The 12,603-nt window shown below is 59.7% G+C and carries 17 protein-coding genes; 9 read left to right on the forward strand and 8 right to left on the reverse strand.

Features of this window, described 5'->3' with window-relative positions; translation table 11 throughout:
• Window positions 1-39: 39 nt before the first annotated feature.
• Window positions 40-393 (reverse strand): DUF1428 domain-containing protein, encoded by a 354-nt coding sequence (locus LOY34_RS16075; protein ID WP_195884475.1) that lies wholly within the window; start codon window positions 391-393, stop codon window positions 40-42.
• A 140-nt stretch (window positions 394-533) separates the two neighbouring features.
• Window positions 534-2,753 carry a TonB-dependent receptor gene (locus tag LOY34_RS16080; RefSeq protein WP_195884476.1) on the reverse strand — a complete coding sequence of 740 codons (2,220 nt, stop codon included), beginning with the start codon at window positions 2,751-2,753 and terminating at the stop codon, window positions 534-536.
• Between the two features lie 343 nt (window positions 2,754-3,096).
• On the opposite strand from LOY34_RS16080, the gene LOY34_RS16085 reads away from it, so the two are divergent.
• The 3 genes from LOY34_RS16085 (at window position 3,097) to LOY34_RS16095 (ending at window position 5,176) form a co-directional block, all read left to right on the forward strand.
• Window positions 3,097-3,423 (forward strand): hypothetical protein, encoded by a 327-nt coding sequence (locus LOY34_RS16085; RefSeq protein ID WP_195884477.1) that lies wholly within the window; start codon window positions 3,097-3,099, stop codon window positions 3,421-3,423.
• 395 nt (window positions 3,424-3,818) lie between these two features.
• Window positions 3,819-4,160, forward strand: coding sequence for a DUF3077 domain-containing protein (locus LOY34_RS16090; protein ID WP_195884478.1), 342 nt, complete (start codon window positions 3,819-3,821; stop codon window positions 4,158-4,160).
• Between the two features lie 146 nt (window positions 4,161-4,306).
• Window positions 4,307-5,176, forward strand: coding sequence for a GyrI-like domain-containing protein (locus LOY34_RS16095; RefSeq protein ID WP_195884479.1), 870 nt, complete (start codon window positions 4,307-4,309; stop codon window positions 5,174-5,176).
• Window positions 5,177-5,341: 165 nt separating this feature from the next.
• Here the strand turns inward: LOY34_RS16095 and LOY34_RS16100 are convergent, their stop codons facing one another.
• Window positions 5,342-5,818, reverse strand: a complete 477-nt coding sequence (locus LOY34_RS16100) for a hypothetical protein (protein WP_195884480.1) — start codon at window positions 5,816-5,818, stop codon at window positions 5,342-5,344.
• A 154-nt stretch (window positions 5,819-5,972) separates the two neighbouring features.
• On the opposite strand from LOY34_RS16100, the gene LOY34_RS16105 reads away from it, so the two are divergent.
• The 4 genes from LOY34_RS16105 (at window position 5,973) to LOY34_RS16120 (ending at window position 7,639) form a co-directional block, all read left to right on the forward strand.
• Entirely contained in the window at window positions 5,973-6,167 is a 195-nt protein-coding gene (locus LOY34_RS16105) for a hypothetical protein (RefSeq protein WP_123566273.1), read from the forward strand.
• On the forward strand, window positions 6,164-6,496 hold the full coding sequence (locus LOY34_RS16110; protein WP_195884481.1) for a low molecular weight protein tyrosine phosphatase family protein: 333 nt from the start codon (window positions 6,164-6,166) through the stop codon (window positions 6,494-6,496). Before LOY34_RS16105 ends, LOY34_RS16110 begins: the two co-directional genes overlap by 4 nt.
• Window positions 6,497-6,585: 89 nt before the next feature.
• On the forward strand, window positions 6,586-7,476 hold the full coding sequence (locus LOY34_RS16115) for a sensor domain-containing diguanylate cyclase (RefSeq protein WP_195884482.1): 891 nt from the start codon (window positions 6,586-6,588) through the stop codon (window positions 7,474-7,476).
• Window positions 7,477-7,480: 4 nt separating this feature from the next.
• The gene (locus LOY34_RS16120) at window positions 7,481-7,639 is read left to right on the forward strand and encodes a DUF2986 domain-containing protein (RefSeq protein ID WP_093381451.1); all 159 of its coding nucleotides are present in this window, start codon (window positions 7,481-7,483) and stop codon (window positions 7,637-7,639) included.
• A 150-nt stretch (window positions 7,640-7,789) separates the two neighbouring features.
• On the opposite strand, the gene LOY34_RS16125 is transcribed toward LOY34_RS16120, so the two are convergent.
• The 5 genes from LOY34_RS16125 to LOY34_RS16145 all read right to left on the reverse strand — a co-directional run bounded on the left by LOY34_RS16125 (window position 7,790) and on the right by LOY34_RS16145 (window position 10,377).
• Complete coding sequence (locus LOY34_RS16125) at window positions 7,790-8,080, reverse strand: hypothetical protein (RefSeq protein ID WP_143013272.1); 291 nt, start codon at window positions 8,078-8,080, stop codon at window positions 7,790-7,792.
• Window positions 8,077-8,805, reverse strand: a complete 729-nt coding sequence (locus LOY34_RS16130) for a DUF4225 domain-containing protein (RefSeq protein ID WP_230090871.1) — start codon at window positions 8,803-8,805, stop codon at window positions 8,077-8,079. Before LOY34_RS16130 ends, LOY34_RS16125 begins: the two co-directional genes overlap by 4 nt.
• Complete coding sequence (locus tag LOY34_RS16135; protein ID WP_093387481.1) at window positions 8,778-9,272, reverse strand: Hcp family type VI secretion system effector; 495 nt, start codon at window positions 9,270-9,272, stop codon at window positions 8,778-8,780. The genes LOY34_RS16130 and LOY34_RS16135 overlap by 28 nt, the downstream gene beginning before the upstream one ends.
• A gap of 141 nt (window positions 9,273-9,413) precedes the next feature.
• Entirely contained in the window at window positions 9,414-9,893 is a 480-nt protein-coding gene (locus LOY34_RS16140; RefSeq protein ID WP_045194144.1) for an isochorismatase family protein, read from the reverse strand.
• 16 nt (window positions 9,894-9,909) lie between these two features.
• Window positions 9,910-10,377 carry an NUDIX domain-containing protein gene (locus LOY34_RS16145; RefSeq protein ID WP_093381448.1) on the reverse strand — a complete coding sequence of 156 codons (468 nt, stop codon included), beginning with the start codon at window positions 10,375-10,377 and terminating at the stop codon, window positions 9,910-9,912.
• 131 nt (window positions 10,378-10,508) lie between these two features.
• Here LOY34_RS16145 and LOY34_RS16150 point away from each other — a divergent pair, with 131 nt between their 5' ends.
• Both LOY34_RS16150 and LOY34_RS16155 read left to right on the forward strand, forming a co-directional pair.
• Window positions 10,509-10,895: a hypothetical protein gene (locus LOY34_RS16150; RefSeq protein WP_123566267.1), complete on the forward strand. Its 387-nt coding sequence runs from the start codon at window positions 10,509-10,511 to the stop codon at window positions 10,893-10,895.
• Window positions 10,896-11,010: 115 nt separating this feature from the next.
• Entirely contained in the window at window positions 11,011-12,597 is a 1,587-nt protein-coding gene (locus tag LOY34_RS16155; RefSeq protein ID WP_195884483.1) for a hypothetical protein, read from the forward strand.
• Window positions 12,598-12,603 lie beyond the last annotated feature (6 nt).

Genomic DNA, 12,603 nt, shown 5'->3' on the forward strand with positions numbered 1-12,603 from the left:
GGCCTTGCCGGCGATGGGCTGCAAAGCAGCCCAAAAACCTCAAGCTTCCACCAGAATCCTGAACCCACCAAAAATCATTCGCATGCCATCAAACGGCATCGGATTCTTGTCCGGCTGCATGCGCGGGTCTTTCATCATCTTCTGCATCCCGGCGTCGCGCACTTCGCGCGACGGCCAGAGGATCCAGGAAAACACCACCGTCTCGTCGTCCTTGAGCTTCACGGCCATGGGGAACGAGGTGATCTTGCCATCCGGCACATCGTCGCCCCAGCATTCGATGACCTTCAAGGCACCGCATTCCTTGAACACTACGGCTGCTTCTTCGGCGTGCTTTTTAAACGTGTCGCGGTTGGCGGTGGGGACCGCGAGGACGAAACCGTCTACATAGGACATGGGGGCACTCCTGCACGTGGGGTATGTGCAGGATGGTCGATTGGGCCGGGGGTGGATCGACAGGCTTGCACGCAAGCCCGACCGATGGTCATCGCACCCTGTGGGAGCTGCTTGCCAGCGATGAGGCCGGCAGCCCCGGCTCAAAACCGCGTAGTCGCACTCACCCCGAAGGTACGCCGATCCCCGCGCGCATCCCAGGCAATATCAAACGGCAGCGGCACGCTGTCGGTCTTGTACTGCTTGTCGGTCAGGTTGTTCACGTAAGCGGTCAGGTCCAGGTCATAGCGCCCGCCCAGGTGATAGGTGGCACTGGCATTGCCAAGGGTGTAGCCGCCCTGGGACACGCTGTGATCCTGCTGCGCCGTGGGCAGGAAGAAGATCCGGCTCTGGTAGCGCCAGTCCGTGTTCAGGCGCACTTCGTCGCCATTCTCCAGCGGAATCCGGTAACTGCCGCCTACCGCCAGGGTCCGCGACGGCGAGCGGGCAATGCGGTTACCCGAGTAATCCACCCCACCCGACTCGAAGTCCTGCAACTCGGTATGCAGCAAGCCAAGCGAGCCATGCAGCTCCAGGTTGCTGAACGGCAAGGCCTGCAGCTCGAACTCGGCGCCGCGAATCACCCCCTGGCCGCTGTTGGTCAGCAGCGACACCACCTGCCCGTCGCGCACCGACACGGCGTTGACCTGGATGTCCGAGTAGTCGTAGTAAAAGACGTTGGCGTTGGCGATCAGGCGCTCGTCGAACCACTCGCTCTTGACCCCCAGTTCATAGGCATCGACGTTCTCCGGCGCCACCACCGAGGCCTCGGCCTGCACCTGTGCACCGCCGCTGAAACCACCGGAGCGAAAGCCCTTGGCATAACGAAAATACACCCGCGTGTTGTCGTTGAGCTGGTACTCGGGAGTGAAGTCGTAGGTGAGCTTGTTCCAGGTGCGCTTTTCGTCCTGTTCAACGCGGGTCACCAGGTCGCCGCTGTAGTGCTTCCACCAGTCGCGTTCGCTGCTGTAGCTGACCCCGTCGGCATCCGGCGCGGCGACGCGGTGCAGGTCGATGTCCTTGGTTTCGCGGGTCCAGCGCAGGCCGGCGGTGAGGCTCAGGTTGTCAGTGGCCTGCCAGGTGCTGCTGCCGAAAATCGCGAAACTGTCGGTGCGCTGGTCGATATCGGTACGGCCATAATCGGCCACGCCAAAGGCCTGGTTGTAGGGCTTGGGCAACAGGCCGTTGTCGTTGCGGCTGTCGAGCTGTTCGTGGAACAGATGGGTGCCGACGATCCAGCTGAGCGGCTGGTTCTTCGCCGAAGACAAACGCAACTCCTGAGACACCTGCTTCCAGCGGTCATCGTTAAAACCGCGGCCGAACTCGTAGATGCTCATGTTCGGGCTTTCAGCTTTTTCGTGAATATCGTCGAAGGCGGTGATCGAATCCAGTTGCAGGTCGCCCAGGTCCCACTTCAGCGCCAGCTGCACACCGTTGTGCTCGATGCGGTCTTCGGCCTTGCCGGTAAATGCGGCCTCATCGGTATCCGGCTTGGGTGCCGGGCCAAACAGCGTGCTGCCGCCCGGCCCCGAGCCCCAGGCGCGGGTGGCAATGCCCTGGCCTGTGTAGTCGCGGCCATGAAATTGCAGGGTGGCCTGCAGGTCGTCGTTGATCTGCGCCAGCAACTGCAGGCGCAGGGCCTGGTCGTGGATATCGCCGACGGTGTGGCCATCGACCTGGTTCTCCAGTTGGCCATCGGCGCTCTGGTCGACAAACGCCACCCGTGCGGCCAGCTTGTTGTCGATCAGCGTATCGCCATAGGCACCTTCGTACAGGCGCGCATTGTAGTTGCCCAGGTCGAGCTTGAAGTAACCGTTGGCTTTCTCGAAATCCGGCTTGCGCGAAACGAAGTTGATCGCCCCGCCGGTGGTGTTCTTGCCCCACAGCGTGCCCTGCGGCCCGCGCAGCACCTCGACGCGCTCCATGTCGTAGAGCGGAAAACCGGTGGCTACGTGAGGGTCGATGTACACGTCATCGGTGTAGATGCCCACCGGGTAAACCGTGGTCGAGGCCATGTCCCCCGAGCCCATGCCACGAATGTACCAGCGCGGCCGCTGGTGCCCGGCAAACTCCGGAGCGATGGCGTTGGGCACGTTCTGCAACGCCTTGCCGGCACTGAAACCGCCGCCGCTGTCGGCGATCTGTCTGGCGCTGACCACAGAGATGGCCGAGGGCACGTCCTGCACCGACTCTTCGCGCTTTTGCGCGGTGACGGTAACGGTGGGCAGGGCTTCGGGGGCTGGCTCGGCGGCGAAGCCGGGGAGCGTGGGTAAGGCTGCGGCGATGGCCAGTAACAGGGGCACGCGGGCGAAGGGAGCGGTCATGAACGTCAATGTTCCACAAGGGGGAAAGAGACGGGGGCTTCGCAATGGTTGTGCCAGGTTGGAAGTGGGTTGATTTTTATGACTTTTCCCGACAGATAAAAAATAGGTGTTGCGTTACCAGCAGTGCTTCAACATTGGTTGCATGCGGATCAGCAACGTCTTACGACGATTGCCAACTGATTACCCATGAACAAACGCCACTTTCTTTTCGAGTCGACATGTGAAACCCGACAGATGGGACTAAATCCAGCTAAAAACTATCATTTTTACTAGTTTTCAAGCGCACAATTTAACTTAACCTAACAAATGCGCAGTGTGCGTTTTCAAATGCGAGGATGCCATTATGAGCACAACAAAAAATATTAAAGAGATACTGAGCAGTTACACCCCCGATAAATTCCTACGAATTGATGCAAGTTTTGGAGGAAAGCTCCGGCATTACGAGGGTATTTTAAAAAAATATAATGCCGCTTCCATGAACAACTGGGACCCCAATGATGCCAATTTTCTTCTGTATCACCCCAATGGGGGCTGGGATACAATCCTTATAAGTGACGTAGTTACAATTGACGACAACGACAGCTATGACGAACGTATGGTTAGTTTTTTGTCGAAATGGCAGCGCTCTGAGGATGGCACTTTTAAAAGAGTAGCTCTTCGGGGTGGTTAGGATCTGCACAAGCAGAAATGCTGGCACAGCTCCGCTCCAAAAGAAGGCTCTTTTGTAGGTGGCGCCACTCGCAATACGAGCATTCACTAAACGAGCTAGATAGCAGAAAAGGCATCAGACCTGCCCTTGATTCCCACAGTCAACCTCGCTACCCTGCCCCCAGTCGCTGTAAATCCAGCGGCCGGGTTTGGTAGCCCGAGTACTCTAAGGCGTGCAGACGCCGCTCCCGATCAGCCGGCGTTTTTTTGTGCCTGCTGTTCGTGCTATGGCGGCTGTGCGTGGGGCGCATTCGTGCGCGCTGGGTTCCTAGAGTCCCGGTCTACCAACCTGCGTACAGCCGTCACCAATCGTTTGGTAGCGATTGATGCTGGCTCCACCACTCTAGGAGCACAACAATGACAAAGCCCGTCCCCGACCCACCCCTCGTCACCAAAACCGCCACCACCTTCGGCTCCTGCAACGGCAGCCACGCCCCTCTGTTCGCCGTGCGCACGGGTGCCTGCGCCGAAGACGCCCTGGTGCATGCCACCGTTCTGCTCAAAAGCGCCTACCAGACCAACGCCCAGGCCTGTGAAAAGGTCGACCCTGACGTACGCGGCCTGCTCTGGGCTACTCAGCACTCGCTGGAAATGAGCATTGCGCTGGTCGAAGCGTGCCTGGATGAAGTCGAGGCACACGCCATGACTGCAGCCTTGCAGGGGCGTGTTGCGCAGATGGATCAAGCGACGCTGAAGTGAAGGCAGCAGGCTAACCCCGGGCCGCCGACGCGGCCCACCGAGCGCATGCTCATCCGCTGAAAATTCATCTTGAGCAAACCCGGCTAGGCGCAGCCACGCGGGTATAGTCGATTCTATGCCGACCGTACTTCCAAGAGCCTGAAGCCGTGCCCGACCTGCCGCCCAACGCCGCCTACACCCTGCGCTTCAGCGCTGTACTGGCCTACATCGACGCCAACCTCGACGGTGATCTGTCGGTAAAAACCCTGAGCCAGGTGGCGAACTTTTCGGTGTTTCACTTTCACCGCCAGTTCACGGCGTACGTCGGCGTGCCGGTTTCGCGTTATGTGCAGTTGATGCGCTTGCGCCAGGCGGCGCACCGGTTGGCGGCCAATGCCGAGCTCTCGGTGCTGGAGGCCGCCCTCGCGGCAGGTTTTGAAAGCCCCGAGGCGTTCAGCCGGGCGTTTCGGCGGGCGCTGGGGATGTCGCCGAGTGGCTTTCGCCGGCAGCCGAACTGGCAGGCCTGGAATGCGGTGTTCGCTATCCCTCACTTTTCCAGGAGCGTCATCATGCAGGTACGTATTGTCGAGTTTGCGCAAACCCGGGTCGCGGCGCTGGAGCACTGCGGGCCGCCCGCGCAGGTCAGCCAGAGCGTGAACCGGTTCATCGCCTGGCGCATGGCCAGCGGGCAGTCGCCGGTGGCGTCGAGCCGTACTTTTGGCATCCCCTATGGCAACCCCGATACCACGCCGGCGGAGGATTTTCGTTTCGCCATTTGTGGCGAGATCGACGAGGCGGTGGCGGCGAATGAAGCCGGCGTGCACGAGCGGCTGATTGCTGGCGGGCGCTATGCCGTGGTGCGGCATGTGGGTTCGCCCGACCATATTGGTGAATCCATCTATCCGATCTACCGCGACTGGTTGCCGGACAGTGGTGAGGAGCTGCGCGATCAGCCGCTGTTTTTTCATTACCTGAGCGTGTATCCAGAGACGCCGCAGGCGCAGTGGCAGACGGATATCTACGTGCCGTTACGCTAGAGAGGTGTATTGGGGCCTGTGGGAGCGGGCCTTGCCCCGCGATCGAGCGCGAAGCGGTCGTAATCCAGGCGCCGCCTTATGTGCTGGCTGGGCTGGCCTGATCGCGGGGCAAGCCCGCTCCCACAATGGATGTGCAAACCCCGGCTTACCAACCGCTGAGGTCGATCACAGTGCCCACATCCGCACCCGTGCAAACTCCAGGTCCACGCTCACGCACTCACGCCCATCCACCCATTCGTCCTCACGAAGACGGCGCCCGGTAGTGGTTTCCCGCTCACCCTTGGCGATCACCAGCACAAACAACCGGGTCGGGCACTCGAACGAGCGCAACCGGTCGACATCAGCACGGACCGACCAATCGCCTTCCAGGCACTTGGCTTGCGATACATCGCCCAGGCATTTGATTTCAGCAACCATCGCCGGGGCGCCACTGGCATCCAGCGCGTACAGGTCCGCTTTACGCCGCTCACCTATCGGCAGCTCTGTCCAGATTTCAATGTTCTGTTCAAACCAGGCGTGCAGGCTGATTTCGGCCTGTATCCAGTGTTCGCGGCAGCTGTTCAGTTGCACGACTTGCTCAAGTTTCTTTTCCATTTTGCGAAAAGCGTGCTCGAACAAGGCGAGCCATTGCGGTGTGTTCATTGAGTACTTCCTGTATCCGCCGACTGGATCGCGGGGCAAGCCCGCTCCTACATGAAAACCAGCGACTACCTAGCCGCAACGCTGATTCGCGCTTACTATAGCGCCAACTCGTATTACCGCGGCTGCTGAACCCGGTACTCACGAGGACATGATCATGCAAAGAACCCGCGCCTGGAGACGTTCACAGGCCCGCAAAAACGCCAAGAGCAAAGCGCCAGACCCGCTGCTGTTCAAGCCTGAAAAGAACTGGAAGCTGCTCTACACCCGTGGCGACAAGTTGCTACGGGCACGCCAGCTCGGCCTGAGCTACCCCGTTCGCTCCACCCGCCAACTGTTGGATCAAGAGTGACTAACCTCCTGTTCGTCTGCAGCCGCAACCAGTGGCGCAGCCCTACCGCAGAAGCGCTCTGGCGCCGCCGCCAAGGTTTCGATGCCCGGTCGGCGGGCACCAGCCCGAATGCGCGCAAACCCATCGGCCCGGCAGACATTCGCTGGGCCGATGTGATTTTCGTCATGGAACGCAAGCACCACAATCGTCTGCAGGCGCAGTACGCGCGGCTGCTTGAGCACAAGCCGCTCCATACCCTGGATATTCCCGACGATTTTCAGTACATGGACCCGGAGCTGGTGGCCTTGCTCGAAGACAGCGTCGGGGCTTTTCTAGCCGCCCAGGGTTGATGTACAAACGCTGGCAAGCACAGCGTAACTGCACTAGCAATGCGGCGATCGCGCTACGATTCACCGACACCCACCGGACGTGCCAGCCTATGCCCGTTGACCTCCAAGCGCTGTACCCGAAACTGATCCACCTGATGCTGGACACGGTCTTTGTGGTCGACAGGGATCACCAGATTGTCTTTGTCAGTGATGCCTGCGAGGCGCTGCTGGGTTACCGCGCTGGCGAGCTGACCGGCACGCCGATCACCGACTACATTCATCCTGATGACCTTGCGGTGACAAAGGCCTCCATTGTCCGGGTCATGAACGGCCAATCCCACGTCGATTTTCGTAACCGCTACATCCGCAAGGATGGCGGCATCGTGCACATCCTCTGGGCGGCGTTCTGGTCCGAGGAGGTGGGTGCGCGCATCGGTGTGGCGCGGGACGTGACAGCGCTGCACGAGGCCGAAGCGGAGTTACGCTTTTTGGCCCATCATGATCCGTTGACGGCGCTGAGCAATCGCGCGCTGTTCAATGATCGGCTGGAGTCGGCCGTGCGCACGGCGCAGTGCCAGCAAAGCGCACTGGCGTTGCTGTTTCTCGACGTCAATGATTTCAAGGGGATCAATGATGTTCATGGGCATGCCATGGGTGACCGCATCCTCTGCATGATTGCCCGGCGCCTGGAAGACTGTGTGCGCGAGGCTGGCACGGTGGCGCGGATTGGTGGCGATGAATTCACCGTGCTGTTGCCGGGTATCGCGTCGCAGGAAGCCGTCTACGCCAAGGTGGGGCAGATTCTCGCGGCCATGGCCGAGCCGCTGGGTGCCGAGTTCGGCGCTGTCTCGATGCCGTCGTGCAGTGTCGGCGTAGCCTTTTACCCTCAGGACGCGGAGAATGCCGATACCCTGCTCAGCCATGCCGATGGCGATATGTACCGGATCAAGAAGCACCGCGCCGCGCAGCGGGTAGCTCTCAAGCAATTACCAGTCGAGTGACAACGTGAACCGTCAAAAGAAAATCAAGCAGCTGTTAAAGGCCCACGCGAAAAAGGCCAGCGCCAAACTGGCGCCCAAGAGCAAGCCTAAATACATCAGCAAGGCTGACCGGTTGAAACTGGAAGCTGAGGCCAGCGAAGCTGTCGTTTCGACTGCCGAGTGAATCGTCACCCGCTGGACTGCCATTCGATAATTGAAGTGGGGTCACCGGGCCGTTTGGGCAGCGCGGATAACGCGCGTTGTTGCCTGGTATGAAGAAATGGGCAGTGCGTGATTCAGGAACGTCGGGACTGCACATTTCAGGATGCTTCATTTAGCGAGCAAGTCGCCATTTCACCGGACTAGCAAAACAATGCAACAGCATCGCGAGCAACGACACCCAACCGACAACGGGATATTGCCCTTCCAGCGCTGAGTATTCTCCCAACAGCAACAAGTAGCCATTGTCTTGAAAGCGCAGATGGTAGGTCACAAAAAACAGGTTGAAGGCCAGGCAGCCAAGGAAGCGCCAACCGCTGAAGGCATCGCCCGACGATTTGTGTCTCAAAACAAAGGCTACAACTACTGCTGATATGGACAAGAGTACGAACAGCCCGGGAATCACTTCTGCGACTCTACGTACACTTGCTCACCGGTCATCATGTCGATGCCAACCTCAAAGACGAGCGGGCCAGAGCCCATGACCCGATGAGCCCGAGTTTTATCAGCGTCGATATAGCGGAACAGGCGCCAAGCATCAGGCTTAAGTACCATTCGCCACAACCCGTAAACTGATAAACCGATATCACTCAAGCCATAGGCCATGTTCCCGTGCACCACCCGCCCGCCCACTGACTGCGCCGTCATTTGATACGCTTTTCTGAGGGGACCTTGCGTATCTGTGCGACCTTGAATGATGTTCCGACCACTCTCATACGCGTTGTTCAATCCATGCAGCATCATGGGGGCACCTGCCAGGCCGCACAATACTCCAGCCGAGCTGTAACACAGCATCGCCCCTGTACCGAACTGCAAGGCGCCAGCGCTCAAACCAGCAACCAGTTTTGCATATTCAGTGACCTGTTGCCTGAGAAACCGATATTTGTTGTTGATTTCCTCAAGCCCGTGCTCAACGGGCTTTCTTGCCTGCTCAACATCCTCAACGACCGACTTCCCAAAGGCAGTTACTTCTCGATTGAAGCGACTTCGCAATCCTCCGTCTTCAATGTGCTGAGCGCTGATGGTGCAAGCATATTGGCTCAATCTGACGGCAGCATCGTTAACCGCCCAGAATTCGTGCGGGGTCACCTTGTGGGGTTTGCTCACTCTATCCACGGAGAGTTCGTCCACGAGGCACTACCAGTGGTAGCGGCAATATGATGAGTCCAGTTGATGTCGGTGTAACTGATTGCCAACTGTTCCTGGGAATCTTGATCGTTAAACAGAACGGAATGGGGCATTTCCATTCTTTGATCAACAATCACACCACCCCAAAGTTGAATGCTGAAATATCGCTCCTGGTTGCCACTCCTGCTGGTGCGGTAGAAGTCGAATTCGCAGTTCACTCTCTCGCGACGAGCCAAGGCTTGCGCCAGCAATGGTGTTGCCTTGTCGACGTGCTTGATGAGGACGATGGGGCGGTGCGTCGCGTACTGGGTGTTATCTACATTGGATAGGTTGTGAGAGAAAGAAAGCACCAAGATCTTGTCAAGGTGAGCGGACTGGCATCTATTGCCAATGGAGTCCAAGGATGAACAACCTGCAGAGATCAACCCTTGATGCTTGCCAACAATTGACATGTAACCATGATGCGCCACTGTGCGTACTCCTTGTAAGTAGAGTACCTAGACTATGGAAAACATGACCCGCGCGTCTGTCGGACGTTTCCGAACGTCACCTATCTGATGCGCTAAAAGCGCTCTCTATCAAAATATCCCTCAAGCATCTGCCGCGAGGTCTCAAGCATCAAGCTCAGCAATCACCTCTGCCCGGGTCGTAACCTGACGAAAGTGATGCTTCCACAGACTGATGCCCAACTGCCCCGAGCGGTCCAGCGATGAGCCCACCGTAAGGTCGGTCACCAGCGTCGGCGAGAGCCCGGCATCGAACAGCGCAAAGCCGGCGGCGAGCACGCAGGTTTCGGTCTGGATGCCGCACACCAGCACGCGCTCAACGCCGAGTTGCTTGATGTACTCGATGGTTTCAGCGGTCTGCCCGTAACCGTGCTTGATAAACACTTTATCGGCCTCGACCAGGCTTTCGTCTTCGGCCGCAGGATGCCAGCCGAGTTGCTGTTCAAACGGCGTCACCTGCTCATCGTGCAACTCGACCGAGGCAATCGTCAGGATCCGTTCTGACAACGCCCGCACGCCATCGACCAGCCACTCGGGCGGGCTGAAGGTGGACTGGACATCTACGATAAGCAAAACCTGGCGCATAACGTTCTCTTGAGCATCAATCAATGGCGCGGAGTATATCGTCCTGCAACGGCTGTTCGCCTGCCCAATGACCGCGCGCTTTCAGGCTTGCCGATAAAAACTGCAGCGCGCGCTGAAAGACCGGATGGCAATCGGCAAGGGGCAAATGCTCGAGCGCAGCCCAGAAGAATTCGAACCTGTGGCCGTGGTCGTCAAGCGTCTGATGCGTCCATTGCTCCGGCAAAGGTCCGCTCGCCTGGCACAGGTGGAACGACCAGACCTGCCCCAGATGCCCGGCGTCCCAACAGCCAAGATCATCGGCAAGGGTCGCGGCATTGATGCCAGACTCTTCGGCCAGTTCCCGCAGCGCTGCCTGGCCCGCCGTTTCGCCTTGTTCAATCGTGCCCTTTACTAGCTGCACACCCGCCAGCGGATGACGAAACAAGAGGATTCTGGGGTTCGGGGTGGCGGCAACAACCACGGCGCAGGCCTTGTTGGGGAGCATGGCGATATCCTTGTCGGCAAAGAGGGCTGCGCATCATACGCCAGCGCTTTAGCCGCGCAGCCATAGAACTTTTCTCTGTTTACCGGTCTATTGGGATACGTTCAATCGTCATTCAGAGGTTGTCTTCGCTCATGAAACTCCATGCCCCACGGATGCTGCTCGCTGCCCTGTTCGCACTCGCGGCAGCGGGCTCGGCATCAGCCACTCAGATGAAGACGTCCACCCCGCTGCTGGCCCCTGAAGCCCGTGCTGTACAACCTGCGCCAAGCCCCTGGCCGAGCCTGGCGAGCATGACCGAGCAACAGCCTGGGCCATTGCTGGCCCATGACGACCGCTACCGCGATGACCACCGCTGGCACGACCGCAGGGATGATTGGCGCCGGGAAAACTGGCGCAGAGAACAATGGCGCAGGGAGCAAGCCCGACGCGAGGCCGAGCGCCATCGTTATTGGGAGCGCCACCATGACCGGGCCATGCGTTACCGTTACGAGGACGACCGCCGCTACTATCGTCGTTAACGTGCCGGGCGACAACTGAACGGGATTGCGGGCCAGGCTCGCTCCTACACACGCTCAAGCTTGGGAGTTCACCGCCGATACCCTTGAACAAGAATGGAATCTACGGGTACCGAGCATGACCACAATCAACGCAGGACTGCGCATTGCCCCTGCATACGCCGCCCCCCAGGCGACACCGGCCAACGCTGTCAGCAGTCGCACCGATCAGCTCGCGACGCCGCCCAGTACCTCCGTCAACCTGGGCCAAAGCCCTCGTAGCGAAGATGCAGCGACTTATTCGTCGCGCGGGACCCTCGCGGTGCCGTTGCGCTATGTGCTGGAAAACGACAACCTGAACAAGCTGAGCATGAACATGATGGTGGGTGTTCAGGCCAGCGCTATCGGTTCGCGCTTCCACGGGCTCGGCGCAGCCTTGGTGAATCAACTGGTAGCCAACGGCGGCCAGTCGTTTACGCAATCGGTGTTCGCCTTCGCCGACGGCGCCCAGCCAAGCGCCGAAGCACTCAAGGTGCAGAGCAACAACCTGCGCCAGCACCCGGCCAATGCGGTAAACCTGAGCTTGACCACCGCTTCCGGTGCCACCGTGAACCTGTCCCTGGCCAGCAATGAGCAAGGCCTGGCGGTCAGCGCCGAGGTACAGGGCGGCCAGCTCAGCAGCGATGAGCTCAAGGGCCTGGCGTCGCTGGCCGAAAGTTTCCAGGGCGCCATCAACGGCCTGAGCGAGCAACCACCACGCCTGCAACTGGGCAAGCTGGCCACGCTCGACCCGACCCTGTTCAGCGCGCTGCAGATGAACGCCAAGCTGGACACGGTAAATGGCCAGCAGCTGACGTTCGACCTGACCCTGGATGACAGCGCGCGCAAGCTCAGCCTGCAGGGCCCGGCCGGTAACGTGCAACTGAACCTCGATACCCGTGACACTTCGCTGCTGGGTAAAAGCGCCCAGCGCCAGGCGGCGATCAGTAATTACCTGAGCCAGTTCGATGCGGCGCAGAGCCGCGGCAAAGGCGACGAGAACCTGGTGGGCCTGCTCAAGGACGCCTTCGTTCAGCTCAACAGCGCCGACGATATCGCCAGGCCAGCGACCGGCAGCATCCCGCTGCTGGCAGCCAAAGACACCGCCCTGCTCAGTGGCCTGGCCGACTTCAGTGCCTCGATCAGCCAGACCAGCCAGCAGCCCAACCCGCTGCGCCCCACCGAGCTGGATCGCTTCGACTACAAAGTGTCCCAGTCAACCACGATCAGTGGTGCGTCGCCGGCGAACCGCGCGGTGCAACAGGATCAGCAAGCGAACCTGTCGGCCGCCTACCACACCAGCCTCAACCCGCAGATGGCGCTGGTCGACGCCCTGGCGACGCAGAACTACCGTTACCACGAGATCAGCGACCAATCGAGCACCAGCACGCGCTTGCGCTACGACAAAAACAGCCTGGTGCAAGCCAGCGTCAGCCAGCAGGCCAGTCGCAATGAACGTGTGCGCTCTTACGCCGATGGCGTGCTGCAAAGCGACGTGAGCACACCGGCGTCGGTCTCGGAATCGCGCAACCTGCTTGGCCTGATCACTGACCTGTTCGAGCGCGAGCGCATCTCCCAGCGCGACCGCGGCGTATCGATCCTGGAGGCACAGCTGCAGTCGCTGCGCAGCCAGTGGCAGTTGCAGTCCGATCCGGCGCTGATCCGCCCGCAGGATCCCCAGCAGTAACCCAGC

The sequence above is a fragment of the Pseudomonas sp. B21-009 genome (genome assembly GCF_024749345.1).
Taxonomy (GTDB): Bacteria; Pseudomonadota; Gammaproteobacteria; order Pseudomonadales; family Pseudomonadaceae; genus Aquipseudomonas.

What these genes read in the sequence shown, in the direction of transcription:
- LOY34_RS16075 (WP_195884475.1), bottom strand. Translation starts at nt 393, where the DNA reads ATGTCCTATGTAGACGGTTTCGTCCTCGCGGTCCCCACCGCCAACCGC.
- LOY34_RS16080 (WP_195884476.1), bottom strand. Translation starts at nt 2,753, where the DNA reads ATGACCGCTCCCTTCGCCCGCGTGCCCCTGTTACTGGCCATCGCCGCA.
- LOY34_RS16085 (WP_195884477.1), top strand. Translation starts at nt 3,097, where the DNA reads ATGAGCACAACAAAAAATATTAAAGAGATACTGAGCAGTTACACCCCC.
- LOY34_RS16090 (WP_195884478.1), top strand. Translation starts at nt 3,819, where the DNA reads ATGACAAAGCCCGTCCCCGACCCACCCCTCGTCACCAAAACCGCCACC.
- LOY34_RS16100 (WP_195884480.1), bottom strand. Translation starts at nt 5,818, where the DNA reads ATGAACACACCGCAATGGCTCGCCTTGTTCGAGCACGCTTTTCGCAAA.
- LOY34_RS16105 (WP_123566273.1), top strand. Translation starts at nt 5,973, where the DNA reads ATGCAAAGAACCCGCGCCTGGAGACGTTCACAGGCCCGCAAAAACGCC.
- LOY34_RS16115 (WP_195884482.1), top strand. Translation starts at nt 6,586, where the DNA reads ATGCCCGTTGACCTCCAAGCGCTGTACCCGAAACTGATCCACCTGATG.
- LOY34_RS16140 (WP_045194144.1), bottom strand. Translation starts at nt 9,893, where the DNA reads ATGCGCCAGGTTTTGCTTATCGTAGATGTCCAGTCCACCTTCAGCCCG.
- LOY34_RS16145 (WP_093381448.1), bottom strand. Translation starts at nt 10,377, where the DNA reads ATGCTCCCCAACAAGGCCTGCGCCGTGGTTGTTGCCGCCACCCCGAAC.
- LOY34_RS16150 (WP_123566267.1), top strand. Translation starts at nt 10,509, where the DNA reads ATGAAACTCCATGCCCCACGGATGCTGCTCGCTGCCCTGTTCGCACTC.
- LOY34_RS16155 (WP_195884483.1), top strand. Translation starts at nt 11,011, where the DNA reads ATGACCACAATCAACGCAGGACTGCGCATTGCCCCTGCATACGCCGCC.